Genomic DNA, 25,774 nt, shown 5'->3' with positions numbered 1-25,774 from the left:
TGAGGTGTTGATGATTACCCATATAAATCCTGTTGGTAGCATGAACTTGTTATCACAACTAGAAGTCGACCAACTTGCTTTAAGTGCCTCTAAAGATATTTATCTCCTATACCGAAACTGCAGCCTTGCGGTACTCAATTCGGGAAGTAAAACCGACAGCAGCCGTGAGATTTTAGAACGCTATCGAAACTTTGACATTAAAGTCCTTAGTAGGGAACGCGGCGTAAAACTCGAGTTAATCAATGCACCAGAAGAAGCATTTGTGGATGGCGAAATTATCCGCGGTATTCAAGAACACCTATTTAGCGTTTTACGTGATATTTTGTATGTTTCTAATGAAATCCAAAAACTCTCTTATTTAGATTTTAATCAATCACCACATATCACCCATTTAGTTTTTTCCATGCTACGCAATGCTCGAGTGATTCACCCTGGAATTGAACCAAACTTAGTCGTTTGCTGGGGCGGACATTCGATCAACGAAAACGAGTATCAATATACTCGAGAGATGGGAAGCCAATTGGGATTGCGAGAATTAAACATCTGCACTGGCTGTGGCCCTGGAGCAATGGAAGGTCCAATGAAAGGTGCCACTGTTGGACATGCCAAACAACGAGTAAACAACGGTCGTTACATTGGTTTAACGGAGCCCAGCATCATCGCAGCCGAACCACCAAACCCCATTGTTAATGAGCTTGTCATTCTACCCGATATAGAGAAACGCTTAGAAGCATTTGTTCGAATGGGCCACGCCATCGTTATCTTCCCCGGTGGTGCGGGAACCGCTGAAGAATTACTGTATATACTTGGCATTATGATGCATCCGGAAAATGCTCGTCAGCCCTTACCAATCGTCCTCACCGGACCTAGATCTAGTGAAGCTTATTTTAGAAGCATTGACAAATTCATCGGCAAAACTCTCGGTATCGAAGCACAGAAACACTATCAAATTATTATCGACGACCCTGCAAGTGCCGCGCAAGTCGTCAAATCATCGATGTCCAAGATCCAAGACTATCGACGTGCTATTGGTGATGCCTATTCCTTCAACTGGAGCCTAAAAATAGAAAGTAGCTTTCAACATCCTTTTCTTCCTGTTCATCAAAACGTAGAAAAGTTAAATTTGCACTACGATCAAGCCCCCCAAGAATTAGCTGCAAATTTACGACGAGCGTTCTCCGCCATCGTGAGTGGTAATGTAAAAGATGAAGGTATAAAACAAATCGAAGAGCATGGGCCATTCATTATCGATGGTGATCCTGAAATAATGAACATGCTAGATAAGCTACTGCAAGATTTTGTAAAACAGCAGCGGATGAAATTACCTGGTAGCAACTATGAGCCATGCTATAAAATCGCTAAAAATCAAATTAAACAAGACAGAGAACTGCCTCAATGAGTCAACACTTCGTCGTGATAGATGCTTTAAATTTAATCCGTAGAATTTATGCGGTTCAGCAGCAACGTAGCCCTCGCGACTCATTAAGTCAATCAACTCAGCAGGCGCTCTCGAGCGCCTGTAAACGAATAGTGTCAAGCCTTCAGCCTTCCCATATTGTCGCTGTATTCGATGGCGAACGTTCGGCTTGGCGAGAGCAGCTTTATCCACAATACAAACAAAACCGCTCTCCAATGCCCGAGCTATTAGCTGAACAATTGGAGACATTAAAAGACCAACTATTAGATATGGGGATCGATTCAATCTTTGCGGCTAACGAAGAGGCCGATGACATTTGTGCCACGCTCGCCAGTAAAGCAATTGCAGCTAACTACCCGGTAACCATTATTTCCACTGATCAAGGCTACTACTCATTACTCTCAGCTGGTGTCGGTTTATATGACTATTTTCGACGGGAGTATATTTCAATCGAGCAAGTCGAAGAGAAGTTTGGGATCGCGATCAAACAACTAAACGATTATTGGGCCTTGGTTGGCATCAATGGAGTGAATGTGGCAGGCGTACCCGGTATTGGTAAGAAAAGTGCGCAAACGCTACTTAAAAATTATCCTGATACCCAAGCGATTCTCGATGATAACAGCACCAATAACAAGCTTGCCTCAAAAGTTCAAGCGCACGCTAATGAGCTACAACTCGCGCATAAATTGCTCAGCTTAAGAACCGATTTAAAACTTGGTTTTTCATTGAAACTATTACGTTATAACCCCAAGGCCTGTTGATCGTCGATAATTATTTTCCTGCTAATCAAGACCAGCGTAAATTGTAGAGAATAGTCTGCGCTAAACTGTATTAAAACCAATCAAAACCTACCGAGATAAGATCTCTTCAGCATTCAAAATGTTGTTATTTGGGGCGAAATCTGACCTATAATCAGTGTTGGAAACTAAATATTTTTGAGTATTCAGTTAAAAAATTGTAAACTCATTGTTGCCCGAACCCATTCGCTCGGGTAATAACACGGAGTGTTACCTCCTCCCCTTATTTAGATAATAAAAATACCTACGAATTAGGAAGATATATGTCAACAAGACGAATCACCGTCATACCTGGAGATGGTATTGGACCAAGTATTATCGAAAGCGCCATCGCAATAATGGACAAAGCAGGTTGTGGTTTCGAGTATGATTATGCCAATGCGGGCCTCGCCGCATTAGAAAGTGATGGCAGCCTATTACCCGAAAAATCATTACAACTGATTGAACAAAATGGTATTGCCCTAAAAGGCCCATTAACCACGCCAGTCGGAACCGGCTTCACTTCAATTAATGTCTCTATGCGTAAGCACTTCGACCTATATGCGAATATTCGCCCAGTACGTTCATTTGTTGGGACTAAAGCACGTTACGAAAACATAGATATTATTACCGTACGTGAAAATACCGAAGGGATGTACTCAGGCCTGGGTCAAAAACGTAGCGAAGATGGCAACAGCGCCGAAGCCATGAGTATAGTGACTCGCGAAGGTGCCGAGCGCATCGTAAAATTTGCTTATGAACTAGCTCGCCGAGAAGGCCGTAAGAAAGTAACCACCATCCATAAAGCCAACATCATGAAATCCACCTCAGGCTTATTTCTAGAGGTTGCTCGAGAAATCTCTCGGCAGTATCCGGATATCGAATCGGAAGAGATGATTGTTGATGCCGCTTGTATGAACTTAGTGATGTACCCAGAGCGCTTCGACGTGATGGTCACAACCAATCTATTTGGCGATATCCTTTCAGACCTTTGTGCAGGTTTGGTTGGCGGCCTGGGCATGGCTCCAGGCGCAAATATCGGTGAACAAGCCGCAATTTTTGAAGCCGTTCATGGTAGCGCCCCAGATATTGCTGACCAAGACATTGCCAACCCCACCTCGGTTATTTTAGCGAGTATTCAGATGCTCGAATACTTGGGTATGGAAACGCAGGCCACGGCCATTTTAAGCGCAGTAAAAGATGTGATTGCCAGCGGCGATAGAACCACTCGAGACTTGGGTGGTATTGCAGGCACGAAGGAATTCACTCAAGCTATCTTAGAGCGCCTATAAGCGACACAGAGCACCGATGAAAGGCAGCATAGACTGCCTTTATACCGCAATTAGATAGCTTATATTTACATTTCTGACGAGTCCCAATTCAGCTCAAATAATTCGAGCAAATACCGTGATCTCTTCTCTATCATGATATAACTGCTTAGCCCTCACCTCAGACTCAAATCCTAATTCGGCTAAACCTTCACGTAACATATTCAGATCTTGATTTACTTCAGCAAAACGTTGCTTCATTGGCAATTTTAAATTAAACATTGCATAACGGCACCAACCATTAGCGAGCCATTTCAACATCAACCTAGCCACCTTGGCTGGTCTCTCAACCATATCGCAGACTAACCAACTAGTATTGTTGCGTTCCGGCTGAAACTTAAAACCATCTTCACGAAAGTGCTGTACCTGACCCGTCTCCATCAAAGACTGCGCCATTGGCCCATTATCAACGGCTGCGACGAACATATTTCGTCTCACCAATTGATAGGTCCATCCACCGGGGCAGGCGCCTAAATCAACCGCATGCTGACCATTTTCTAAATATTGTTCTCGTTCTTGATCATTCAGCAAAACCATAAACGCTTCATCTAACTTCAAGGTCGAACGACTGGGTGCTTGGTTGGGAAACTTGAGTCGTAAGATACCATTCGCTTGCGGATTACCGTTACGGGTATCTGAATAACCCAACCAACAATGGGTTCCACTCGTAAAGAACAATTGCATCGCAGGCAACTTTAAGTTCTGCGTTTTACTTAACCACTGGTGTTTTATCAGCGCATGCTCTAAGGGACGTGTAAATTTCTTACAAAATGCGGATAAAGATTTTCCTTCATTGGTATCAGGATATTCCAAACGCAAGCTGCCACAAAGTGGTAACTTCTGATCAATCGCCAATATCGATGCAACCCGATTACGCTCATCTAATTCCAGTTCCAGTAAAGCCAAAAACCAGTGACGTGCAAAAATCAAATTTCGAAAATCAATCGCTTGGTAGAGGCTTATGGTGTGCTCATTTTGATAACAGCTAAACTCAACAAAACCAGACTCTGCAGCAGCCTTGGCATAACCAAAATATTCCAATTGTTCCGCATGAAACTGGATTTCTGCTGCACAATCACTCTCGAAACCAGTGCGACAATATAAAATGATACTATTTGTCATAACTCATATTCTTACTAGACCAAACCAAAGATAACCAACCAATAATCAATATCAGTCCACCTAGAGGCGTAATTGGCCCAAATACCTTAGAACCGAAAAAAGCTAAACAGTATAAGCTACCCGCGAACAACCAACCACCGACAACCCACAACAGAGCCGTTAATCGATGGCGCTGAACCACAGCCAATGCAGCCGCGAGGTGAACTAATTGATAAAACACGCCAGTATTTATCCATTGCAGCTGCTCTGCGCCCAAAAAACGACTAAAACCATGGGCGGCTCCTGCACCCATAATCACGCAAAAAGCACCAGACACAGCGACCAAGGCCCTAAATGGCCAAGTGAATTGCTTCATGACTAACCTTTCTTATATTTCCACCAAGCCTTCATTAACGAATTCTTGCTGCTCATGTTCCACTAACGAAATCATCCACTCACGAAAAGCAACTAATTTCCCTTGTTCTGCCTGACTAGGCTTACACACCATATAGTAGGCATTCTTACTCAACAAAACTTGTTCAAAAGGACATACTAAACGCCCAGCTTCTATTTCAGGCTTTGCCAACACACTATGCCCCAAGGCCACGCCTTGACCGTATACCGCAGCTTGCAACACCATAGTTGAGTGAGAAAATATCGGCCCATGATTCACATTCATTTGTCTTAGGCCGACTAACTTAAACCAGGCTTTCCAATCGTGACGAGCGGTATCATGTAACAAGGTATGAAATTGTAAGTCCTCTGGTTTAGTGAGCGCCTTATCTCCCACTAATAAACTTGGTGAACACACTGGCACTAAATACTCAGTATGCAACTTATCGGCTCGCAAGCCTGCCCAATTGCCTCGACCATAATAAATCGCCACATCAACGTCTTCACTCAAGGACCCCTCATAAAGATCAACAGCCTTGATCCGTACATCAATGTCTGGATGCATCTCACTAAATTGAGATAGACGCGGTACCAACCACTGGATCGCGAAACTCGGCTGGAGGCTGACTGTGATCGTCCCTTTGGCACCTCGCGCCAACAAGCGATCTGTCGCTTCAGTAAGCGAAATAAAAATATCTTTAATATCTAAGAAGTAACCTTGTCCTTCTTCTGTTAATAATAAGGCTCTATTTTTACGACGAAACAATTTGAGGCCGAGAAATTCTTCCAAAGCTTTAATTTGGTGACTCACAGCGGCTTGAGTCACAAATAGTTCTTCAGCTGCACGAGTAAAGCTTAGGTGCCTTGCGGCGGCCTCAAATGCTTTTAAAGCATTTAAAGGCGGCAAACGACGCGCCATATTTACACCCCATTAACGGATAAGTTTTTCTAATCTTTCTGCATTATAAATTATCTGTTGTTGTACGGCTAGTTGCAGACTACTATGCACACGCAATCAAGTGAAGGGGCCTGACATAGCGCCATAATACAGGGTGTTACGTCAGGCCCCTTTAAGTAAATACCGGATTTGTAGTTACTTTGATTGCTATGTTGTGTTTGCATTTGTCAGCCTTTTGCTGACTCCCTGTTTCTAATTTTGACCCTGTCTGTCAAAAAGAATTTTTAGCCACTGCTATTGCAGTGGCTTTTTTTATGCCCTAAATATGACTCAACAAAGTAAAGCGCGAACAACAAACAAACGAAATAAGCATTAAAAAAAATAATCTTAGAGCTGGGTCACGGAAAATAAGAAGGACTTAAACAAGCCAATTAAAATAACCCATTATGTTGATAATGATAAGTACACATGCTCAGCTTGTCACTGCAACATACCATCAAGACATGCCCCAGCCAATCAACATGATTATATTCAAATCAAACGCAAAACGGTGTGTTGTGCTTGCTTATAACGATGCAGCCAACCATCTGTTTAGTTTCGAGTCGCCCTTCCGAGAGACGTAATCTATTACCAATGCTTTTTACTAACCCTGCTCTGCGGGAAATTTTTCTCCATAGGGAAGAGGAAGCACCCCCACATATTATCCAGTGTCGTCGTGACCATGCTAATACAAGTCACGATAGCGATATCAAAGCCTTAGAGGATGAATTGAAAAACGTGTCAGCCGACTTTAATCAGTGTTGGAAACAACATGATGTTCATGCACTATGTGATGGTACTCGAAAGCTCAAGATAAACGGCGAGACAGCCACGTTTGAACACACTTCTCTGATAAACCGCCATTTTCGCTTGGTGGTTGATGCGAAAAGTGAATAAGCTGAAACAAAGTTCCACTAATTATCGCTAGGCAATTCGCAGAGGTTACCAAGCCGACGATTGAAGAGTAAGAATCACCATAAAAAATGCCAGTCAGTATTACTGACTGGCATTTCATTGATTTATAAAGACCTGGTTAACTGTTTATAACTTAGTCTACTCCCACTCAATCGTCGCAGGCGGTTTACCCGAAATATCATAGACCACACGAGAAATACCATCGACTTCATTGATAATTCGGTTGCTCACATGACCAAGGAAGTCATAGGGTAAATGAGCCCAATGTGCTGTCATAAAATCGATAGTCTCAACAGCACGCAGCGATACAACCCAATCGTACTTACGTCCATCGCCCATCACACCGACTGAACGCACAGGTAAGAATACCGTGAAAGCCTGGCTTACCTTATTGTATAAATCATGTTTATGCAGTTCTTCGATGAAAATAGCATCGGCACGGCGCAATAGATCACAGTACTCTTTCTTCACCTCACCGAGTACCCGTACCCCTAAACCAGGCCCAGGGAATGGGTGGCGGTATAACATGTCGTAGGGTAAGCCTAGCTCCAGACCAATTTTGCGCACTTCGTCTTTAAATAGCTCTTTCAAAGGTTCAACCAAGCCCATTTCCATATCATCGGGTAAGCCACCGACGTTATGGTGAGATTTAATCAGATGTGCCTTACCGGTTTTAGCACCCGCAGACTCGATCACATCCGGGTAAATCGTACCTTGGGCAAGCCACTTGGCATTTTTTAGTTTCTTCGACTCTTCATCAAAAACATCAATAAAAACATGGCCGATAATTTTGCGCTTCTTCTCTGGGTCACTTTCACCCGCCATCGCATCTAAGAAACGATCTTGTGCCTGCACATGAATAATGTTCAAACCAAAGTGATTGCCAAACATATCCATTACTTGTTGGCCTTCGTGCAAACGCAATAAACCGTTATCCACGAACACACAAGTAAGTTTATCGCCAATGGCTCGCTGAATAAGCATGGCAACAACCGAGGAATCAACGCCACCACTTAGCGCAAGAATAACTTCATCATCACCCACTTGCTGCTTAATTTTTGCGACCGCATTTTCAATGATCGATTCAGAAGTCCACAAAGCATCACAGCCACAGATATCTTTCACAAAATGTTCTAACATCCGCAAACCTTGGCGAGTGTGAGTCACCTCAGGGTGAAACTGAACGCCATAAAATTGCTTGTCTTGATTCATCATCGCGGCAAATTCACAGCTCGGTGTTTTCGCAATCGTGGTGAATCCTGCAGGAATAGCCGAAACTTTATCGCCATGGCTCATCCAAACATCTAACAAGGCATTACCATTATCGGCAACCGTGTCTTCAATCGCTTTAAATAAAGGTGATGGGCTAATAACCTCAACCTGAGCATAACCAAACTCCCGCTCACCTTCACCTTGAATCACCTTCCCGCCAAGCTGCTCAGACATTGTTTGCATGCCATAACAAATCCCTAATACAGGAACGCCAGCGCTAAACACATACTCGGGGGCTCGAGGCGAATCATGTTCTGTGACACTCTCTGGCCCACCCGCTAAGATAATACCGTTAGGTGCAAATTCTCTAATGTCGGCTTCTTCTACATCCCAGCCCCAAAGTTCACAGTAAACCCCTATTTCACGAATACGGCGGGCGATCAATTGGGTATATTGCGATCCAAAATCTAAAATTAGAATACGATGTTCGTGGATATCTCTGCTCATAATCACTTACTTCATTAGGCTGATAAAACTAAGCACCTGCAGGTGCTTAGAGAGTAGTAATGCTATAAAAATCTACCCCATACGGTAGTTTGGTGCTTCTTTAGTAATGGTCACATCATGGACATGACTTTCGCCCATTCCGGCACTGGTCACCCGAACAAATTCGGCTTTGGTATTCAGTTCGGTGATAGTGGCGCAGCCAGTCAGCCCCATACAAGAGCGCAAACCACCCATTTGCTGGTGAATAATCGCTTTCACTGGACCTTTGTAAGCCACCCGACCTTCAATCCCTTCGGGCACCAATTTATCTGCCGCATTATCGGTTTGGAAATAACGGTCTGATGAACCCTGAGACATTGCACCTAAAGAGCCCATACCGCGGTAAGATTTAAACGAACGCCCCTGATAAAGTTCAATTTCTCCAGGCGCTTCTTCGGTGCCAGCAAACATACTACCCACCATCACACAAGATGCACCGGCGACCAGGGCTTTCGCAATATCACCAGAGAAACGAATACCACCATCGGCGATCACCGGAATATCACGACCTTTAAGCGCTTCCACCGCATCAGCTACCGCGGTAATTTGTGGGACACCCACACCAGTAACAATACGTGTTGTACAAATTGAACCTGGGCCAATCCCCACCTTTACTGCACTAACACCAGCATCCGCGAGGGCTATCGCACCAGCGGCAGTGGCAACGTTACCACCAACAATCTGTAAGTCAGGGTATTTATCATGAGTGGCCTTAATGCGATCAAGCACTCCTTGCGAATGCCCGTGAGATGAATCGATCAATAAGACATCAACCCCCGCTTCTACCAGCGCATCAACCCGCTCTTCGTTGCCAGCACCAGCGCCAACAGCAGCACCAACACGCAAGCGGCCAAAGCTGTCTTTACAAGCGTTCGGCTTACGCTCTGCTTTTTTAAAATCTTTTACGGTGATTAAACCTGTGAGTTTAAAGGCATCGTCAACCACCAACATTTTCTCAATACGGTGTTCGTGCATTAGCTTTTCAACCACTTCACGGGAAGTATCGGTAGTGGTTACCAAACGTTCTTTCGGGGTCATCACCTGCGAAACTGTTTTAGAAAAATCGGTTTCGAAACGTAAATCACGTCCTGTGACAATACCAACTAAGTCATTAGCTTCTGTCACCACGGGGAAGCCCGCAAAACCATGAGTTTGGCGTAACTTCGCAATCTGCCCCAAAGTTAAGTCTGGCGTCACCGTAATCGGCTCAAGCACAATCCCAGCTTCGAATTTTTTCACGCGACGCACTTCATTGGCTTGTTGTTCGATACTCATATTTTTATGAATGAAGCCAATGCCACCTTCCTGAGCTAAAGCGATCGCAAAACTCGCCTCAGTAACAGTATCCATGGCCGCAGAAACCATCGGAATATTTAAATTGATATCTTTAGTTAGACGAGTGGCCAAACTGGCAGTGTTAGGGAGTACTTCAGAGTGTGCAGGAAGTAGTAGTACATCATCGAAGGTTAAGGCTTCTTTGGAAATTCTCAGCATAGCAACATTCGCCTAAATCAGTTAATAAACGGGAAAATATTGCGGACGGATTATAGGTATAAAGCTAGTCAAGGTAAATTGAAAAATGTTATTTTCTTACATTATTTTCAATTTACCCACGAGAGCGCTGATGCAAGCGAATCAAATCACCCAAAATGTCTTCAGCGTAAGTCAATTAAACCAGGAAGTTAGACGTTTACTAGAGCGTTGTTTGGGGACAGTTTGGTTGGAAGGTGAAATATCTAACTTTTCAGCGCCATTTTCAGGGCATTGGTACTTCAACCTGAAGGACTCACGGTCGCAGGTCCGTTGTGCCATGTTTAAAAATACCAATCGCAAAGTACTTTTTAAGCCCGAGTCTGGAATGCAGGTGCTAGTGAAAGCCAACATCACCATGTATGAGCCTCGAGGGGATTACCAGTTAATCATTGAAGCCATTCATCCCGCCGGGGATGGCGCCATCCAGCAAGCATTTGAGCAATTAAAGTATAAGCTCGCCGCCCAAGGCTTATTTGCCGAAGCAGCTAAACAAGCACTACCGGAGTATCCGTCAACGGTTGGAGTGGTAAGTTCCGCATCAGGGGCCGCCTTACAGGACATTTTGTCGGTACTGGCTCGACGAGCACCAGCCATCAAAGTCATCGTCTACCCAGCAGCAGTGCAAGGCGAACAAGCAGCCATTCAAATTTGCGCCATGATCGAACGAGCGAATCAACGTCAGGAAGTTGATTTGTTGATTGTTGGCCGTGGGGGTGGTTCTAAAGAAGATTTATCCGCCTTCAATGATGAACGGTTAGCCAATTGCATATTTAACTCTAACCTGCCCATCATTTCGGCGGTTGGCCACGAGATTGATCATAGTATCAGCGATCTAGTTGCCGATGTACGAGCGGCAACCCCTTCTGCTGCAGCGGAAATCGTCAGCCAACAGGCTAGCCACATCGAGCAAAGATTAAGCTATCTCAACCAACAGCTAAACAACCGCTATTCTCAGCTGCTGAAACAACAGCAATGGCAACTGACAAATTTACAACAGCGCATTTATGCACAATCCCCTGAGCACGTATTGCAACAACAACAACAACGGTTTGACCATCTATCACTACGCTTGGAGCGCGCGATGTCTAGCAGCTTAGCGCAGGCTAACTACCGATATAACAGAGTCAGTCGAGCCATTATCGAAAGCCAACTTCCTGCACAACTCACACAGCAAGCAAATCAATTCGATAACTTATTAAAAAATATGTCACAAATAATCACGCAGCAACAAGCCCGTTATCAACAACAACTCATCGCCAAAACTCGACAATTAGATGCCCTAAGCCCACTGCGGGTTTTAGAACGAGGTTTTACAATGGTAAGTCATAAACAACAACTCGTGCATCATGCCGCCGAATTACAAGTTGGAGACGAAGTCACGCTGCAATTTGTCGATGGACAACGAAAAGCAAACATCAGTTCTTAAACACAGCTAACCTCTTGTAGCAAATCATGTTCGTGGAGCGAGCTTACAACGCAACCAGAGATATTTCGCCAAGCAAACCCACTCAATAAAGAGTAAAATGCTTTAGCGAATCCTTTTTTTCAGCGCTTGTGACACTTGATGCTACAGGGTCTACTTTGTTTTAGAGAGGTACACTTTATATGAACAATTTACCCCACAAGTCACAAACCAATGAAAAAATAATCATTACAAATCAACAAACTCTAATCTTATCGACAATCTTTCGTACGCTTCACAACTTATGAGTGAAGCGTTAAATTTGATGTGTTTTTTTGTAAAACTATCTTAAAATTAAAGGGGCTAAACTAGACGCCGAAATTTTTGCTATAAATAAACTCAGCATCTAAACCCAAGAAGACGCAAAGTGTATGCCAATCGCATATAATCAATTAATTGTAATACAAGTAAATTAGCAGTAAAAATATGAAATCTCTGGATAGCACCAAGGAACTCGAGCTAACCTTCGTCGATAATCGGGAACAGTTAATCGGCATGATCTACCGAGCAGCGGCAGAACCCGAATATTGGCCAGACCTGCTTGAACAGCTGTATATGATGCCTGAGATTCAACGAACTCAAGTTGAAACTGAGCACGACAACTCATCAGCCAAATTAAGCCAAATGCTAAACGCCGTCTCTCCAACCCTATTGATGGAACAAACCCATCATTCAGAACGCAATCAGTTGCTACTAGAGCACTTCAACCAAGCGTTAAACATCGCCAAGCGCATCTATAAGCTGGAAGAAAAAAATCATTCATTAAATTCGCTGTTAGACCACATTCCTGTGGGTGTGATCTTAGTCAATGCCCAAAACGAAATATTATTAACCAATGAACTCGCCGAAGAGACTCTTCAGTTAAAGCAGGGGCTTTATCAACAAGGCAGAACCTTAACCACACAGCAAAGCAAATCAACAGCGTTACTGAAACAATATGTCACAGAGTTATCAAATTTGGGGCCAGGAGAGTCAAGTAGTCGCGGGCTACCGATCCAAATCGATAATCAAAGTACAGCTCAAACGATGGTGATCTTAAGTCCTGTCGATCATTTACAAAACCCTGCCTTGGAGCGCAATGCCAGTGTGGTGGTATTTATCTCGCCCTCACGGCCGGATATTGAGCTAGATTTACGCGCTTTTGCCGAAGGCTATAGCTTAAGTCCAAAAGAAGCACGGATTGTAAACTACATTGCCCAAGGAATGTCTCCATCCGATATTGCCGACAAAATTTACGTCAGCTATAACACCGTTCGAACTCAGCTAAAATCGGTTTTTAAAAAAACAGGGGTCAGTAGTCAAAGCGAGTTAGCCAGCTTGGTACTTACTGGACCTTGGGGAATGTTATCGCAAAATAGTAGAGCTTTACTCCCGTTAGACGAGCATAACGCTAGTAATCAAACCTTGTTTTTTACCCTGCCAGATCAACGCCGCTTATGTTATCAAGAATTTGGTAGCGACAAAGGGACACCGGTAATTTACTGCCATAGCATTCTAGGCAGTCGCTTAGAGAACTTCTTCGATGAACAAGACTTAGCAAAGCAGCTCGGGCTGCGTTTAATCACCATCGATCGACCTGGTTTTGGCGGCTCCGACTACCATCCAAATTATAGTTTTGTGCAATGGTCTGAAGATCTCTGTGCCTTGCTCGAATACCTAAATATTGATCAAGTTGAGTTACTTGGCTATGCCACCGGAGGAGTATACGCAGCCTGTTGCGCCGCCAAAATACCGAGTAAAATTAGCCATCTCACCATGGTGAGTTCTGGTGATGCACTAGTTTTAGATAGTGACTATCAAGCCACCGCCAAGCTATACCGAATGCATATGAAATTGGCGCGTGACTTTCCCAGCATGCACCGACTATTTACCAATATCTTAGAAAAAGGTTTACACAAAGATCCGAATAAGCTGTTTAAAGTATTAGCCAAAGATTTGGACGGAGCCGATGTCGAGTTATTTAATAGCCCGCAGTTTCGAGACAAATTTACGCGTTACCTCAAAGAAGCCAAAATACAGGGTGGCAGCGCATTTTCTGATGAAGTACAACGAGTCATGAAAGACTGGGGCTTTAATATTGCCGATATTCAAATTCCGACAAGCTTATGGCATGGCGAAGTTGATCGGCATATTCCTTTAGTTCTCGCCGAACGATTCGCAACATCGGTACCAAATGCTCAACTAAAAGTCATCCCTAAACAAGGGCATTTTATGATCTACCAACAATGGTCAAATATTTTACATAGCATCGCCAAACGCACCTCATAGCAAACATAGCGGGTATTTAACGATATAAAAAAGGCGGTAAAAACCGCCTTTCGTTTATTCACAGCGTTCAAAGCGCTGAATCATCGCCTTTTTGGACTTTAGTTCATTACAGTGCTTACAGAAATAATCCACCGCACCGCAAGCTTTCAGTATTTCCAATTCTGCATCACATTTATCGCAATGGACCCGTTGTAAATATCGGTGATGGCAAGCAACACATAACCAATGTTCATGTTCAGGGATTAACTCACCGTCACATTCAGGACAAGCGATTTCATGACTCATGACTCACTCCAGCTATTTTTTATATTTACTCACGCTTTGCATTTTTTTTCGGCGACGCTCTTGTGCCAAAGTCAATTTTGACTTTTTATCAGAAAATGGATTTTCGCCTTCCTTAAATTCTACACGGATCGGCGTTCCCATAATCTCTAGCGCCTTACGATAATAATTCATTAAGTAACGTTTATAAGAATCAGGTAAGGAGTTCACTTGATTACCATGGACCACAATTCTTGGTGGGTTATATCCACCCGCATGCGCATAACGCAACTTAACTCGACGACCGCGAACCAATGGAGGTTGGTGATCATCTTGTGCCATCTGCATGATACGAGTCAGTAAAGAAGTTGAAACACGTTTGGTGGCGCTGCTATAAGCCTCTTGTACCGATTCATATAGGTGGCCGACGCCTGTTCCATGCAATGCAGAAATGAAGTGCACTCGAGCAAAGTCAATAAACCCTAATCGGCGATCTAATTCACTCTTAATTCGCTCCTTATGGTCGTTATCTAATCCATCCCATTTATTGACCGCTAAAACCAGCGCGCGCCCCGCATTAAGCACAAAACCTAGCAGACTTAAATCTTGATCAGAAATCCCCGATTGTGCGTCAATGACCAACATCACTACATTGGCATCTTCGATGGCTTTCAAGGTTTTAATCACCGAAAATTTTTCAACCGTCTCGGTCACCTTGCCACGCTTACGCACGCCAGCAGTATCGATCAAAATATAATCTTGGTCTTCACGTTGCATCGGGATATAGATGCTATCACGCGTAGTGCCCGGCATATCGTAAACGACGACCCGCTCTTCACCTAAAATTCGGTTGGTCAGTGTTGACTTACCGACGTTAGGTCGGCCGACAATCGCTAATTTAATAGGCATATCAGCAAACTGCTGAGCTAACTGATCGAGCTCAGTTTCACTCAATTCATTGTCTAAATCGAGTTCGGTATCTTCACCTTCTAGCGCTTGTTGCGCATGTTGTTCGGTCACAAAAGGACGCAAGGCTTCTTCCAGCAAGATATTAACCCCACGACCATGTGCCGCGGCAATATGATGCACGTCCCCCAAGGCTAAAGCATAAAATTCACCACAAGCCGTATCTGCATCGATACCGTCAGTTTTGTTGGCGACCAAAAATACTTTTTTATCTTGTCTACGCAAATGGTGAGCAATCGCTTCATCGGCGATTGTCATTCCAGCCCGAGCATCCACTAAAAACAGTACCGCATCAGCTTCTTCGATGGCCTGCAACGATTGCTGTGCCATCATCGCATCGATACCTTCTTCATCCCCATCAATACCGCCAGTATCGATCACGATGAACTCTTGCTCAGCCACTTTTGCTTGGCCGTATTTACGGTCACGAGTCAACCCTGGGAAATCGGCAACCAGTGCATCCCTACTGCGTGTAAGGCGATTAAATAATGTAGATTTGCCGACGTTAGGACGTCCCACTAAGGCAACAACAGGAAGCATAAGGGCCTCTTTTTTAGAATAGATGAGATGACAAAGGCTCATGATGATTTCACCATGAGCCTTTTATACACAATTATAACAATTTAACTGCGATTTAGCGCAATTAGCTTACCATTTCGTGTTTGAACAATAATTTTATCGGAGGTTACCACAGGTGCGACGTATAAGCCGCTACTATCTAACAACTGCTTACTCATAAATTCACCAGTCTCACGATTTAACCAGTATAAATAACCTTCACTATCACCCACTAAGACTTGATCACCGTCTATCGCTGGTGCGGTAACAATACGGTACGCTAAACCCGATTGTGCCCAGTTTTCAACACCATTATTACGTTCTAAACTATAGACTGTATCGCTAGCATCCGTAACAAACAAGCTTAAACCAGCGGAGGCAATATTTTGATAAGCGGAGTAACTGCGTTTCCAGTGCTCTTCGCCACTACGTAAGTTCACCGAAACTAAATTACCGTTATAGGCCACAGCATAGAGCTGCGAATCAATCAATATCGGCTTACTACCAACATCAACAATGCGGTCGATTTCAGTGGAACCTTTTGGTTGAGCCAACTTCGTTTCAAAGATCAACTGCCCGTTTTCCAGTAAATATAAACCAACTTTACCATCACTCCGGCCAAGGATAATCGCACCACTGGAGATCAGCGGTGGGGCTTTACTACGCAATGACAAAGCGGGTTGATCTATCTTGGTGTCCCATTTTTGCTCACCGCTGTGTGCATCCAATGCAATCAAATGACCATTACTGGTCATCACCACCACAATACTATCCTCAACGGCTGGCTTCGCTAATACTTCACCAGCAACTTTAACTTGCCAAACTATCTCACCAGTCTGGGCATCTAAAGCCACCACGTCGGCGTTCTCGGTCCCCAGATAAATCCGCTGATAAGCGGCCGTTAAGCCTCCCGAAATACGGGCGTTAGGAGTATTACCAGAAAATTGATTATTACTTTCCAGCTTAGATAAGTCGATTTTCCATAGGGACTTGCCATTAAGATCAAAGGCATGCACTTCACCGTAGCGTGCAGCTGCAAAAACAGAGTCGTAGGCGACCACTGGCGATAAAGCAGAATAATACCCTTCAACACCACTACCGACTCGAACTTCCCATTGCTTTGTTACCTTAAACTGATTACTAAACTCAGGCACTGGTGACATTTGCACCACATCTTCTTCAGAATTAAACAAAGAACATGCAGACAACCCAAGTAACAACAAGGCCAAGCTAGCACCGCGCCATGCTTTAGCCATTCGCAGCCTCGGCTTGTGTTAAATCATTCAATTTCAAGTTGACACTAGGATCTTGTTCACTGGCACCAGCCGCAACTGCAGCTTGATAAGCTTGACGCGCCAATTCAGGTTCACCTTTCTGTAAATAGATATCCCCTTTAATTAACTCAACCGTTGCGCTTAAGGCTGGCTCATTAATTAAGGCGAGACTTGCAAGGGCATCATCGAAAGACTGTTGCTGAGCTTGCACCCGCGCCAACCGAGCATAAATCATCCCTTTTAACTCTTCTGGAGCTCCCGCTAAAGCCAATTTAAGCTGCTCTTCGGCCTGCGCAAAATCTTCTTTTGCGACCAACTCTTTGGCTAATAATAACGACGCAAACACCGCGTAGTTATTTCCTTTTTCATCGGCTACGTAACTCACTAATGAGCTAAGCTCATCGGAATTACTCGCCACTTGAGTAACAACTTGTTGATAAGCATCAGAGGCTGCGTCTTGTTGCGCGACTTGATAATCACCGTAGTAGCGCCAACCAAATACGGCAGCTAAGCCTAGAACGGAGCCACCAATGACTGATGTACCATTTTTCGTCCACCAGTCTTTGATGGCTTGAACTTGCTGTTCCTCAGTGGAGTATATTTCCACGGTATCTCCTTAACTATGCTAATACTGTGTTAAGCAAGGCTACCAGCTCGTCTTGAGCGATGCACTGCTGTTGAATATCTTGACGTAAATATTTCACGGTAACCTGATGATTAGCCAACTCATCATCACCGATGATCAGCGCCACTCTCGCCCCGGATTTATCTGCACGCTTAAACTGTTTCTTAAAGTTACCACCACCGCAGTGACTCATGACTCGCACTGAGGGTAACGCATCTCTTAATTGTTCAGCTAATGAAAATGCCGCACCAAGCGTTGCTTCTCCAGCATTGATCACATAAACATCAGCACTCGATGGTAAATCACCTAATAGATCTAAGGTTTCGAGCATCAATACCAATCGTTCTATGCCCATAGCAAAACCCACCGCGGGCGTCGGTTTACCACCTAATTGTTCAACCAGACCGTCGTAACGGCCCCCTGCACAAACAGTTCCTTGTGAACCAAGGCTATCAGTGACCCATTCAAATACGGTGCGATTATAATAATCTAAGCCACGGACCAAACGTGGATTCAATTGATAAGCAATACCTGCATTATCGAGCAAGGCACAAAGCTGTTGAAAATGAGCTTGGCTTTCAGGATCCAAATACTCAGCCAAACTTGGGGCATTGACTAAGGCCGCTTGTACCTGTGGATTTTTACTGTCCAATACCCTGAGCGGGTTATCGTACATACGCCGTTTTGCGTCTTCATCAAGCACTTCTTTATGCGCTTCCAAATAAGCAATTAAAGCATCGCGATAATTAGCGCGAGCTTCATTTGAGCCCAAACTATTCAGCTGCAAACTAACATGCTTTTCTAGACCAAAAGCCTTCCAAAAACGAGCCGAAAGTAAAATAACTTCAGCATCGATATCCGCCGAAGCCATGCCAAAGGCTTCAACACCCGCTTGATGGAACTGACGATAACGACCTTTTTGTGGGCGTTCATGGCGGAACATTGGCCCCATATACCACAGCCGTTGTTCTTGGTTATATAATAAACCCGCTTGATTGCCGGCTCTGACGCAACAGGCTGTGCCTTCTGGGCGCAGTGTTAAACTATCACCATTGCGATCGTCAAAAGTATACATTTCCTTTTCAACGATATCGGTCACTTCACCGATGGAACGTTTGAACAGTTCAGTACTTTCAACAACTGGCATTCTAATTTCGTTATAACCATAAGCAGCCACCACCTCACGAATCACCGACTCTACCTTTTGCCAGGCGGGTGTGTCGTTAGGCAAGCAGTCATTCATGCCTCGTATTGCTTGTATTTGTTTAGCCACATTAATCTCGAATAAAACAGGTAATCACTACTAAAAGCCCTCGATTATAGGGGCTTTCGCTCAATAGGTAAATTTGTTTGCCGTTTAGCGACCGCTGATATCTTTGACGGGGATCCGAGCCCGAATTTTTGCTTCGAGCGCATCCACCAAATTATCATTGTCAAAACGCTCTTTTTGGCGAGTCCCATCTTGATAGAAGCCACTTTTTTTATGACCACCTGTAATACCAAGATCAGAAATAAGGGCTTCGCCGGGCCCATTCACCACACAGCCAATAATTGATACATCCATCGGCGTAACCACATCTTCTAAGCGTTGCTCTAATGCATTGACCGTAGCAATCACATCAAATTCTTGACGAGAACAACTAGGACAGGCAATAAAGTTAATACCACGAGAGCGGATCCGCAGCGATTTAAGAATATCAAAACCAACTTTAATCTCTTCAACTGGATCTGCAGCCAACGAGACCCGTAGCGTATCGCCAATCCCTTGCGCCAACAACATACCTAAGCCCACGGCCGACTTCACAGAGCCACTGCGCATACCACCAGCTTCGGTGATCCCTAAATGCAAAGGCTGATCAATGCGAGACGCTAAGCCTTGATAAGCGCCAACCGCAAGAAACACATCGGAGGCTTTGACACTCACCTTAAATTGATCGAAATTTAATCGATCGAGAATATCCACATGGCGCATCGCCGATTCAACCAATGCTTCTGGTGTTGGCTCACCATATTTCTCTTGAATATCTTTTTCTAAGGAGCCGCCGTTCACACCGATCCGGATCGGAATTTTACGATCTTTAGCTGCATCGACAACCGCCCGTATACGCTGCTCGTTACCAATGTTACCGGGGTTAATTCGTAAACAATCTACCCCATACTCAGCGACTTTAAGGGCAATTCTATAATCAAAATGAATATCGGCAACCAGTGGGACCGATACTCGCTGTTTAATCAACTTAAACGCTTCTGCAGCCTCCATGGTTGGTACCGAAACACGCACGATATCGGCACCTACCGCTGCAATACGATTAATTTGAGCAACCGTTGCATCAACATCAGTGGTGCGGGTATTAGTCATCGACTGAACCGAAATCGGGGCATCGCCACCGACCGGAACATTGCCCACCATAATCTGCGTTGATTTACGACGTTTTATTGGACTTGGCTGGTTCATAATACTCGAAGGTCTTTATTAATTATTGAGGGATATTCATACGCACGACTTTACCGCGCTTAAATGAAGAAAGGTCTATTTTGTCTTGTCCATAGTGAATGTTCACACCAGCAGCCGTCCCCAAAACAATACTGTAAGGTGCAACACCGCTAAGTTTCAAGCTATCACCCGGTTTCTTAATCGCAGCAACTAAACGTTTACCGTTTGCGTCCCGAACTTCCACCCAGCATTCATTTTCAAAATTCATGACTAAAGTCTTCAGCGGCGGGACTGGCACTGCCGGCACTTGCGCCTCTGAGCTAGGCTTAGCCGCTACCACCACATCCTCTTTTTCCGCGAGCTGATTGGTCTCGCTAAGTTTAGGGCTTGGTTCCGAGACTAACGTGTCTTGCTTAACAACCATCACTGACGCATCAGCCTCTGACGGCTCACCGCTCTCTTCGGGTTGCGATTCCGATGGTGCTTGGATCTCTGATGTTCGCTCAGCATCAACGCTACTTGGCTCGATAGCGACATGATTTGATTCAGCTGGCTCAACGACGCTGGCACTTTCAGAACTCAATGAGCCAAACACCGGATCGAGTTGCTTTTCTTGTAGCCACCAAATGACCAACAGTGCAACAATCCCTAACGCCACTAAGTAGGTGAACTTCATTAATCGGCTATCATGGGTTTCCTGCTTAATTCGCTTAGAAAAACTTTGCATTTCGGTGCGTTGTTCTTGCGCAGCGTTTAAATGCTGATAGCTAGATAAGACAAGATCTTCAGATAAATTAACCAGCCGGGCATAGCCGCGTAAATAGCCTTTGATAAACGTTGTGGATAGACCGCTGTCAAAGCTATCCGCTTCAATATCAATCACCACTTGAATCCGTAATTTTAAACGATCCGCCACCTGTTGTTGGCTTAATTCGGCCACAACCCGCGCTTCCTGTAACATTTGGCCGGGGCTAAGCACTTCAATATCCTCGCTAAGCTCGGTAGGCTCTAATTCTGCTTTAGTAGTCATTAGCTATATATCGTTTTGTCTGTTCTGATTTCGGAAATTGTTGTTGCAAGGTAAGGCCCCAACGCGCTTCTTCGGCAAAGTTATCTGCGGCATTTTCGAGACGAACCCAAGCAAATGCACTTTCGGCAGTGGTTTCAGCCATACTATCATACCGTTGCAAATATATTCGCGCCTGCTCTGGTTTATTTTTTTGTAAGTAAATCTCAACCGTCCCTAATAAGGACGCTGGGCGACGAATATTATAGGCTAAGGCATTCGAGAAATACTCTAAGGCATCATCAATATGCCCCGCACTTAATGCGCACAAACCGGCATTTTCATTGGTGCCAGCCACTTGCACATACTCAGGATTTGCGAGTGCTTTTTTAAACAGTTTATCCGCTTCCACGTAGTCTTGCTGCTTACATAGCATCACACCGTAATTATTTAATACGTCTCCATTATTTGGGGCAATTGAGCGCGCTTTTTTATAGGCACTGATGGCCCGCTCCGGTTGGCGAACCTGCTGATAGAAGTGGGCTTGAGCCACATATACATCAACCGAATTAGGCGCGAGCTGTTGAGCTAACTCTAAATTTCTTTTAGCTTGTTCGGCATCACCCGCCTGTAAGTAACGTAACGCTAAACTAATACGAGTTTTAGCCGCGGCTTCTTTATCTAGCTGTCGATTGTCATTGTTAACTTCTTGGCCATTTACCCGTGTCTCAGTAACACAAGCAGTCACCGAAAACATTAGTATTAGCAAAAACAGCCAGCGTTTCATATTCATCCTTCGATAAGCTTAGTTATTGAATTGTGACTGAAATTTCTTGCTGTTGCATCCGTTTTCTCATGCTTCTTTTGGTTCTGTCGACAACATCACCCGCCAATTGCCCACAGGCAGCATCAATATCATCGCCGCGAGTCTTTCGCACGACCACGGTAGAGCCATATTCCATCAAGACTTTGCTAAACCGATCGACACGACTATTGCTCGGTTTAGTAAACGGAGAGCCCGGATAAGGGTTAAAAGGAATTAAATTAATTTTACAGGGTGTGTCGCGCAATAAGGCCGCTAATTCATGCGCTTGTTCCATTGAGTCATTCACTTGATTCAATAAAACATACTCCACCGTAACCTTGCCACGGTTGGCATTTGACTTACCAATATAGCGCTTAACACTCGCCAGAAATGCTTCAATATTATACTTATCATTGATCGGCATAATTTCACTGCGGAGCTTATCGTTAGGGGCATGCAAGGAAATGGCTAACGCAACATCAAGCTGATCACCTAGCTTATCTAAGGCAGGTACCACGCCAGAAGTACTCACTGTAACCCGACGTTTACTTAGGCCATAGCCGTTATCATCTAGCATTAATTCCAGCGCGGGAACTAAATTGGATAAATTTAACAATGGTTCGCCCATGCCCATCATCACTACATTAGTAATTGGCCGTTTCCCTTCAACACCTTTGTGTCCGATCACTTGCGCTGCTCGCCACACTTGACCAATAATATCAGAGACTTTTAAATTACGATTGAAACCTTGCTGTCCAGTGGAGCAAAAAGTACATTCTAAAGCACAACCTACTTGCGAAGATACACACAGCGTTGCTCTATCACCCTCAGGAATATAGACCGTTTCAATTTCTTGCCCTGCCACCAACATCGCCCATTTAATAGTGCCATCAGCGCTACGCTGTTCGGTACTAATTTCCGGCGCTTTTATCTCAGCAACTTTGTTTAGTTTTTCACGCAAAGTTTTATTGATATTGTTCATTTGGTCGAAGTTATCTACACCAAAGTGATAGATCCACTTCATTACTTGATCGGCACGAAATGGTTTTTCCCCTAATTCAGCGAAAAAACGACGCAGCCCTTCTCGGTTAAAATCAAGTAAATTTGTTTTTGTCTCACTCATCGCCTAACTCCACGACAGACCATTAAAAAAGCGCCGAATTGTACAAATAATGACAGCACATTACCAGCGAATATCGCTAATCCTTAAGCTTGGGGCATATTGATAAAACGCCCTGTAACATTCCATTAAAAAAGAGGCCTTAGCCTCTTTCGTTTTATCTTGGACAAATTTCGTTATCATCAAAGAAATAAGCGATTTCTCTTGCCGCCGATTCAGGTGAGTCGGAACCATGAGTTCCGTTTGGTGGCATGCCAGTCCCAAAATCGTGACGTAAAGTGCCCGCGGCAGCCTCAGCGGGATTGGTCGCACCCAATAACTCACGGTAGCCCTGCACTGCATTCTCTCCTTCTAGTACTTGTACCATGATGGGTCCGGATGTCATAAAATCAATGAGTGGTTGATAAAAAGGCCGTCCCTCATGTTCGGCATAAAAACCAGCCGCTTGCTGTTCAGTCAAATGCAACATTTTTGCAGCAACTAAACGCAAGCCTGCAGCTTCCATCCGCGCATAAACTGCACCAATCGCATTCTTCGCCACCACATCGGGTTTAAGTATAGAAAAAGTCCGTTCTAAGGCCATTTATCAGCTCCATTGCAAAATTTATTAATAGCACCTCTAGAGGCTGTTTATCTTTCGTCATCAACTTTCGCTTATTCATGTAGCGTTAGCTCATCATTAATGTCGATAGTTACAGTTCTTCGAGTCAATCTCATTTAAATGAAACGTCATCGCAAAAAAATCGCTTCGAAAGCTAAACAACTCCAATGATAATAAGTTAGCTCTACTCAGTTAACAAGCGTGCAATAGTACGGATCCCATGGCCTTTAGCACCAGTCGCCCATAGACTATTAGCCGATTTCTGATAACAACCAGATAGATCAAAGTGTAACCAATTCTGATCTGCATTCTTTACGAAATAGGCAAGAAAAGCTGCCGCAGTTGAAGCCCCAGCCATCCCTTCACCAGAAGAAACATTCGCGATATCAGCAAAAGATGAGCTTATTTGTTGCTTATGAAAATCTTCAAGTGGCAATGCCCAGGCCATTTCAGCTTCTGCCTTCGCCGCAACTAAGGCTTGCTCAACCAAGTTTTTATCAAAACCAAATACCGCATTATAATCACGCCCTAAGGCCATTTTAGCAGCACCAGTAAGAGTTGCGGCATCGATGATCTTACCAGGCTTCACTTCACTTGCAGCAATTAAACCATCTGCGAGAACTAAACGTCCCTCGGCATCAGTGTTTAAGACTTCAACACTCACACCATTTTTATAATTAATCACATCGCCTAATTTATAAGCTTTACTGGACACTAAGTTTTCAGCACAGCACAAAAATAGTTTGACTCGTTTATTCAAGCCCTGAGCAATAGCCAGCCCTAGGCCACCAGTTACGGTGGCAGCGCCTCCCATATCGCTCTTCATTACCGACATGCCATCGGAAGGCTTAATGCTGTAACCACCGGAATCGAAGGTGATACCTTTCCCCACCAAAGCAACCGTGACCGGTTCATCGTCATCGCCACTCGGATTGTAATCAAGCTGCAACATTGCCGGAGCCTGACAACTGCCCTTGCCTACAGTGTAAGTTCCAACCCAACCTTGCTCCAGCAAGTCTTCACCGGTAATGATCCGGTAGCTAATATGCTTTGGTGCCAACTCAGTTAAAAATGCAATCGCAGAATCACACAAACTTTGTGGGTAAATATCAGCGGGGCCAAGGTTAATCACTGCACGCGTCCAATCAGCTGCTGCTTTTAAAGCTTCAAACTGATGTTGCGCTTGCTCACTTAGCACCGCGACACCTAATTGATTGTCCTGCTTAGCATTATAATAACCTTGATAGAATGCCCAGCATGCTTCCAGATCCCACGAGTCACCAATCAGTGACAAGTGTTTTAAACCTTGGGCATCTAAGCGACGCGCGGCTTTTTGAATATCTTGAAGCCTTGTCGAGCCTTCTGAAACGACATGAACGATAACTTGATCTGCTGTGAAACTAATTAATGCTTTATTGCCCCATTGAGCAGGAGCGGCTTTCGCGCATAATACAACGTCCAACACGGTGGTCATCTATACTTCCTCATTTATTTATCTGACAACAAGCCATTGCGGTGATACAAATAGCAAACTAGACAAGACAATGATCAAATCATAGCTTCCGGAACATCGGGAGTAACAAAGCAGAAATTGAAGTAATTGCTGGTTCTAATTACAAAATTTATAAGGTCGTTATTATCGATTTTAACCCGCAAACAGATCAGAGATTGACCTCAAATAGGTATTAATCTAGCTCTTCCATCCAAGCTAAAATGATCGCTTCCAATATACGCTCGTTGCTATGTTGAGGCTCATCAGCAAAATCTTCTAGCTGACAAACCCACTGATGTAAATCGGTGAACCTCACTTGTTTCGGATCTTGCTCGGGAAAGCGTTCGGCTAGCGCTATCGCAATATCTTGCGTATCTATCCATCGTAATCCCATAAGCGACTCCTTAGTGTTGTTCAGATACCATATTAATGGTGTATTTAGGGATTTCAACCACAAGGTCTTCATCGGCCACAACGGCCTGACAACCGAGTCGAGATTCTGGCTCAAGACCCCATGCCTTATCCAGCATGTCATCTTCTAACTCGTCACTTTCGTCGAGAGAATCAAAACCTTCACGCACAATTACATGACAGGTAGTACAGGCGCAGGATTTCTCACAAGCATGCTCAATATCAATACCATCACGCAGCGCAACGTCTAATACCGTTTCACCTGACTTGGCTTCTACAACCGCCCCTTCTGGACACAAGTCCGGATTGGGCAAGAAAATTACTTTAGGCATA

The 25,774-nt window shown here is 44.3% G+C and carries 24 protein-coding genes; 6 read left to right on the top strand and 18 right to left on the bottom strand.

All coding sequences use genetic code 11. The features are described 5' to 3' along the window. The first annotated feature begins 10 nt into the window (after positions 1–10). The 3 genes from ppnN (at position 11) to ACRRSY_RS07155 (ending at position 3,485) form a co-directional block, all read left to right on the top strand. Complete coding sequence (gene ppnN / locus ACRRSY_RS07165; protein ID WP_432458991.1) at positions 11–1,399, top strand: nucleotide 5'-monophosphate nucleosidase PpnN; 1,389 nt, start codon at positions 11–13, stop codon at positions 1,397–1,399. Continuing rightward, positions 1,396–2,178, top strand: coding sequence for a flap endonuclease Xni (xni, locus tag ACRRSY_RS07160; protein ID WP_432453871.1), 783 nt, complete (start codon positions 1,396–1,398; stop codon positions 2,176–2,178). The genes ppnN and xni overlap by 4 nt, the downstream gene beginning before the upstream one ends. A gap of 299 nt (positions 2,179–2,477) precedes the next feature. Beyond that, entirely contained in the window at positions 2,478–3,485 is a 1,008-nt protein-coding gene (locus ACRRSY_RS07155) for an isocitrate dehydrogenase (protein ID WP_432453872.1), read from the top strand. A 93-nt stretch (positions 3,486–3,578) separates the two neighbouring features. Here the strand turns inward: ACRRSY_RS07155 and rlmM are convergent, their stop codons facing one another. Genes rlmM through ACRRSY_RS07140 form a run of 3 tightly spaced genes read right to left on the bottom strand, consistent with a single transcriptional unit; the run spans position 3,579 to position 5,934 of the window. Next, positions 3,579–4,643 (bottom strand): 23S rRNA (cytidine(2498)-2'-O)-methyltransferase RlmM, encoded by a 1,065-nt coding sequence (gene rlmM, locus ACRRSY_RS07150; protein WP_432453873.1) that lies wholly within the window; start codon positions 4,641–4,643, stop codon positions 3,579–3,581. Beyond that, a complete protein-coding gene (locus tag ACRRSY_RS07145) occupies positions 4,633–4,998 on the bottom strand; it encodes a DUF423 domain-containing protein (protein WP_432453874.1) in 366 nt (121 codons plus the stop codon). Before ACRRSY_RS07145 ends, rlmM begins: the two co-directional genes overlap by 11 nt. Before the next feature lie 12 nt (positions 4,999–5,010). Further along, on the bottom strand, positions 5,011–5,934 hold the full coding sequence (locus ACRRSY_RS07140) for a transcriptional regulator GcvA (RefSeq protein WP_432453875.1): 924 nt from the start codon (positions 5,932–5,934) through the stop codon (positions 5,011–5,013). Positions 5,935–6,486: 552 nt separating this feature from the next. Here ACRRSY_RS07140 and ACRRSY_RS07135 point away from each other — a divergent pair. Continuing rightward, positions 6,487–6,849, top strand: a complete 363-nt coding sequence (locus ACRRSY_RS07135; RefSeq protein ID WP_432453876.1) for an MmyB family transcriptional regulator — start codon at positions 6,487–6,489, stop codon at positions 6,847–6,849. Positions 6,850–7,005: 156 nt separating this feature from the next. On the opposite strand, the gene guaA is transcribed toward ACRRSY_RS07135, so the two are convergent. Together guaA and guaB are read right to left on the bottom strand one after the other, a co-directional pair. Beyond that, a complete protein-coding gene (guaA, locus tag ACRRSY_RS07130) occupies positions 7,006–8,586 on the bottom strand; it encodes a glutamine-hydrolyzing GMP synthase (protein WP_432464680.1) in 1,581 nt (526 codons plus the stop codon). A gap of 72 nt (positions 8,587–8,658) precedes the next feature. Next, entirely contained in the window at positions 8,659–10,119 is a 1,461-nt protein-coding gene (guaB, locus tag ACRRSY_RS07125) for an IMP dehydrogenase (protein WP_432453878.1), read from the bottom strand. An 85-nt stretch (positions 10,120–10,204) separates the two neighbouring features. Between guaB and xseA the strand changes: the two genes are divergently transcribed. Both xseA and ACRRSY_RS07115 read left to right on the top strand, forming a co-directional pair. After that, a complete protein-coding gene (xseA, locus tag ACRRSY_RS07120) occupies positions 10,205–11,584 on the top strand; it encodes an exodeoxyribonuclease VII large subunit (RefSeq protein ID WP_432453879.1) in 1,380 nt (459 codons plus the stop codon). Positions 11,585–12,046: 462 nt separating this feature from the next. Further along, positions 12,047–13,888, top strand: coding sequence for an alpha/beta fold hydrolase (locus tag ACRRSY_RS07115; RefSeq protein WP_432464679.1), 1,842 nt, complete (start codon positions 12,047–12,049; stop codon positions 13,886–13,888). A 54-nt stretch (positions 13,889–13,942) separates the two neighbouring features. Here the strand turns inward: ACRRSY_RS07115 and ACRRSY_RS07110 are convergent, their stop codons facing one another. The 13 genes from ACRRSY_RS07110 to fdx all read right to left on the bottom strand — a co-directional run bounded on the left by ACRRSY_RS07110 (position 13,943) and on the right by fdx (position 25,773). After that, positions 13,943–14,173, bottom strand: a complete 231-nt coding sequence (locus ACRRSY_RS07110; protein WP_432453881.1) for a zinc ribbon domain-containing protein — start codon at positions 14,171–14,173, stop codon at positions 13,943–13,945. A gap of 12 nt (positions 14,174–14,185) precedes the next feature. Further along, positions 14,186–15,655, bottom strand: a complete 1,470-nt coding sequence (gene der / locus ACRRSY_RS07105) for a ribosome biogenesis GTPase Der (protein ID WP_432453882.1) — start codon at positions 15,653–15,655, stop codon at positions 14,186–14,188. A gap of 83 nt (positions 15,656–15,738) precedes the next feature. Next, positions 15,739–16,929, bottom strand: coding sequence for an outer membrane protein assembly factor BamB (gene bamB / locus ACRRSY_RS07100; protein ID WP_432464678.1), 1,191 nt, complete (start codon positions 16,927–16,929; stop codon positions 15,739–15,741). Next, positions 16,922–17,554: a YfgM family protein gene (locus tag ACRRSY_RS07095; protein ID WP_432464677.1), complete on the bottom strand. Its 633-nt coding sequence runs from the start codon at positions 17,552–17,554 to the stop codon at positions 16,922–16,924. Before ACRRSY_RS07095 ends, bamB begins: the two co-directional genes overlap by 8 nt. Before the next feature lie 13 nt (positions 17,555–17,567). Then, positions 17,568–18,845: a histidine--tRNA ligase gene (gene hisS, locus ACRRSY_RS07090; RefSeq protein ID WP_432464676.1), complete on the bottom strand. Its 1,278-nt coding sequence runs from the start codon at positions 18,843–18,845 to the stop codon at positions 17,568–17,570. An 84-nt stretch (positions 18,846–18,929) separates the two neighbouring features. After that, positions 18,930–20,027 carry a flavodoxin-dependent (E)-4-hydroxy-3-methylbut-2-enyl-diphosphate synthase gene (ispG, locus tag ACRRSY_RS07085; protein WP_432464675.1) on the bottom strand — a complete coding sequence of 366 codons (1,098 nt, stop codon included), beginning with the start codon at positions 20,025–20,027 and terminating at the stop codon, positions 18,930–18,932. A 22-nt stretch (positions 20,028–20,049) separates the two neighbouring features. After that, a complete protein-coding gene (rodZ, locus tag ACRRSY_RS07080; protein ID WP_432464674.1) occupies positions 20,050–21,036 on the bottom strand; it encodes a cytoskeleton protein RodZ in 987 nt (328 codons plus the stop codon). After that, a complete protein-coding gene (pilW, locus tag ACRRSY_RS07075; RefSeq protein ID WP_432464673.1) occupies positions 21,026–21,799 on the bottom strand; it encodes a type IV pilus biogenesis/stability protein PilW in 774 nt (257 codons plus the stop codon). The genes rodZ and pilW overlap by 11 nt, the downstream gene beginning before the upstream one ends. A gap of 22 nt (positions 21,800–21,821) precedes the next feature. Beyond that, the gene (locus tag ACRRSY_RS07070) at positions 21,822–22,940 is read right to left on the bottom strand and encodes a bifunctional tRNA (adenosine(37)-C2)-methyltransferase TrmG/ribosomal RNA large subunit methyltransferase RlmN (RefSeq protein WP_432453889.1); all 1,119 of its coding nucleotides are present in this window, start codon (positions 22,938–22,940) and stop codon (positions 21,822–21,824) included. Between the two features lie 154 nt (positions 22,941–23,094). Beyond that, complete coding sequence (gene ndk, locus ACRRSY_RS07065; protein WP_432453890.1) at positions 23,095–23,520, bottom strand: nucleoside-diphosphate kinase; 426 nt, start codon at positions 23,518–23,520, stop codon at positions 23,095–23,097. Between the two features lie 202 nt (positions 23,521–23,722). After that, positions 23,723–25,012 (bottom strand): aminopeptidase PepB, encoded by a 1,290-nt coding sequence (gene pepB, locus ACRRSY_RS07060; RefSeq protein WP_432464672.1) that lies wholly within the window; start codon positions 25,010–25,012, stop codon positions 23,723–23,725. A 211-nt stretch (positions 25,013–25,223) separates the two neighbouring features. Continuing rightward, positions 25,224–25,424: a Fe-S cluster assembly protein IscX gene (gene iscX / locus ACRRSY_RS07055; protein ID WP_432453892.1), complete on the bottom strand. Its 201-nt coding sequence runs from the start codon at positions 25,422–25,424 to the stop codon at positions 25,224–25,226. Positions 25,425–25,434: 10 nt separating this feature from the next. Further along, positions 25,435–25,773 (bottom strand): ISC system 2Fe-2S type ferredoxin, encoded by a 339-nt coding sequence (gene fdx, locus ACRRSY_RS07050; protein WP_432453893.1) that lies wholly within the window; start codon positions 25,771–25,773, stop codon positions 25,435–25,437. Between the last annotated feature and the right edge of the window lies 1 nt (position 25,774).

It is taken from the genome of Agarivorans sp. QJM3NY_33, from assembly GCF_050870865.2.
Classification (GTDB): Bacteria; Pseudomonadota; Gammaproteobacteria; order Enterobacterales; family Celerinatantimonadaceae; genus Agarivorans.
This window is presented reverse-complemented; position numbering and strand designations above follow the sequence as displayed.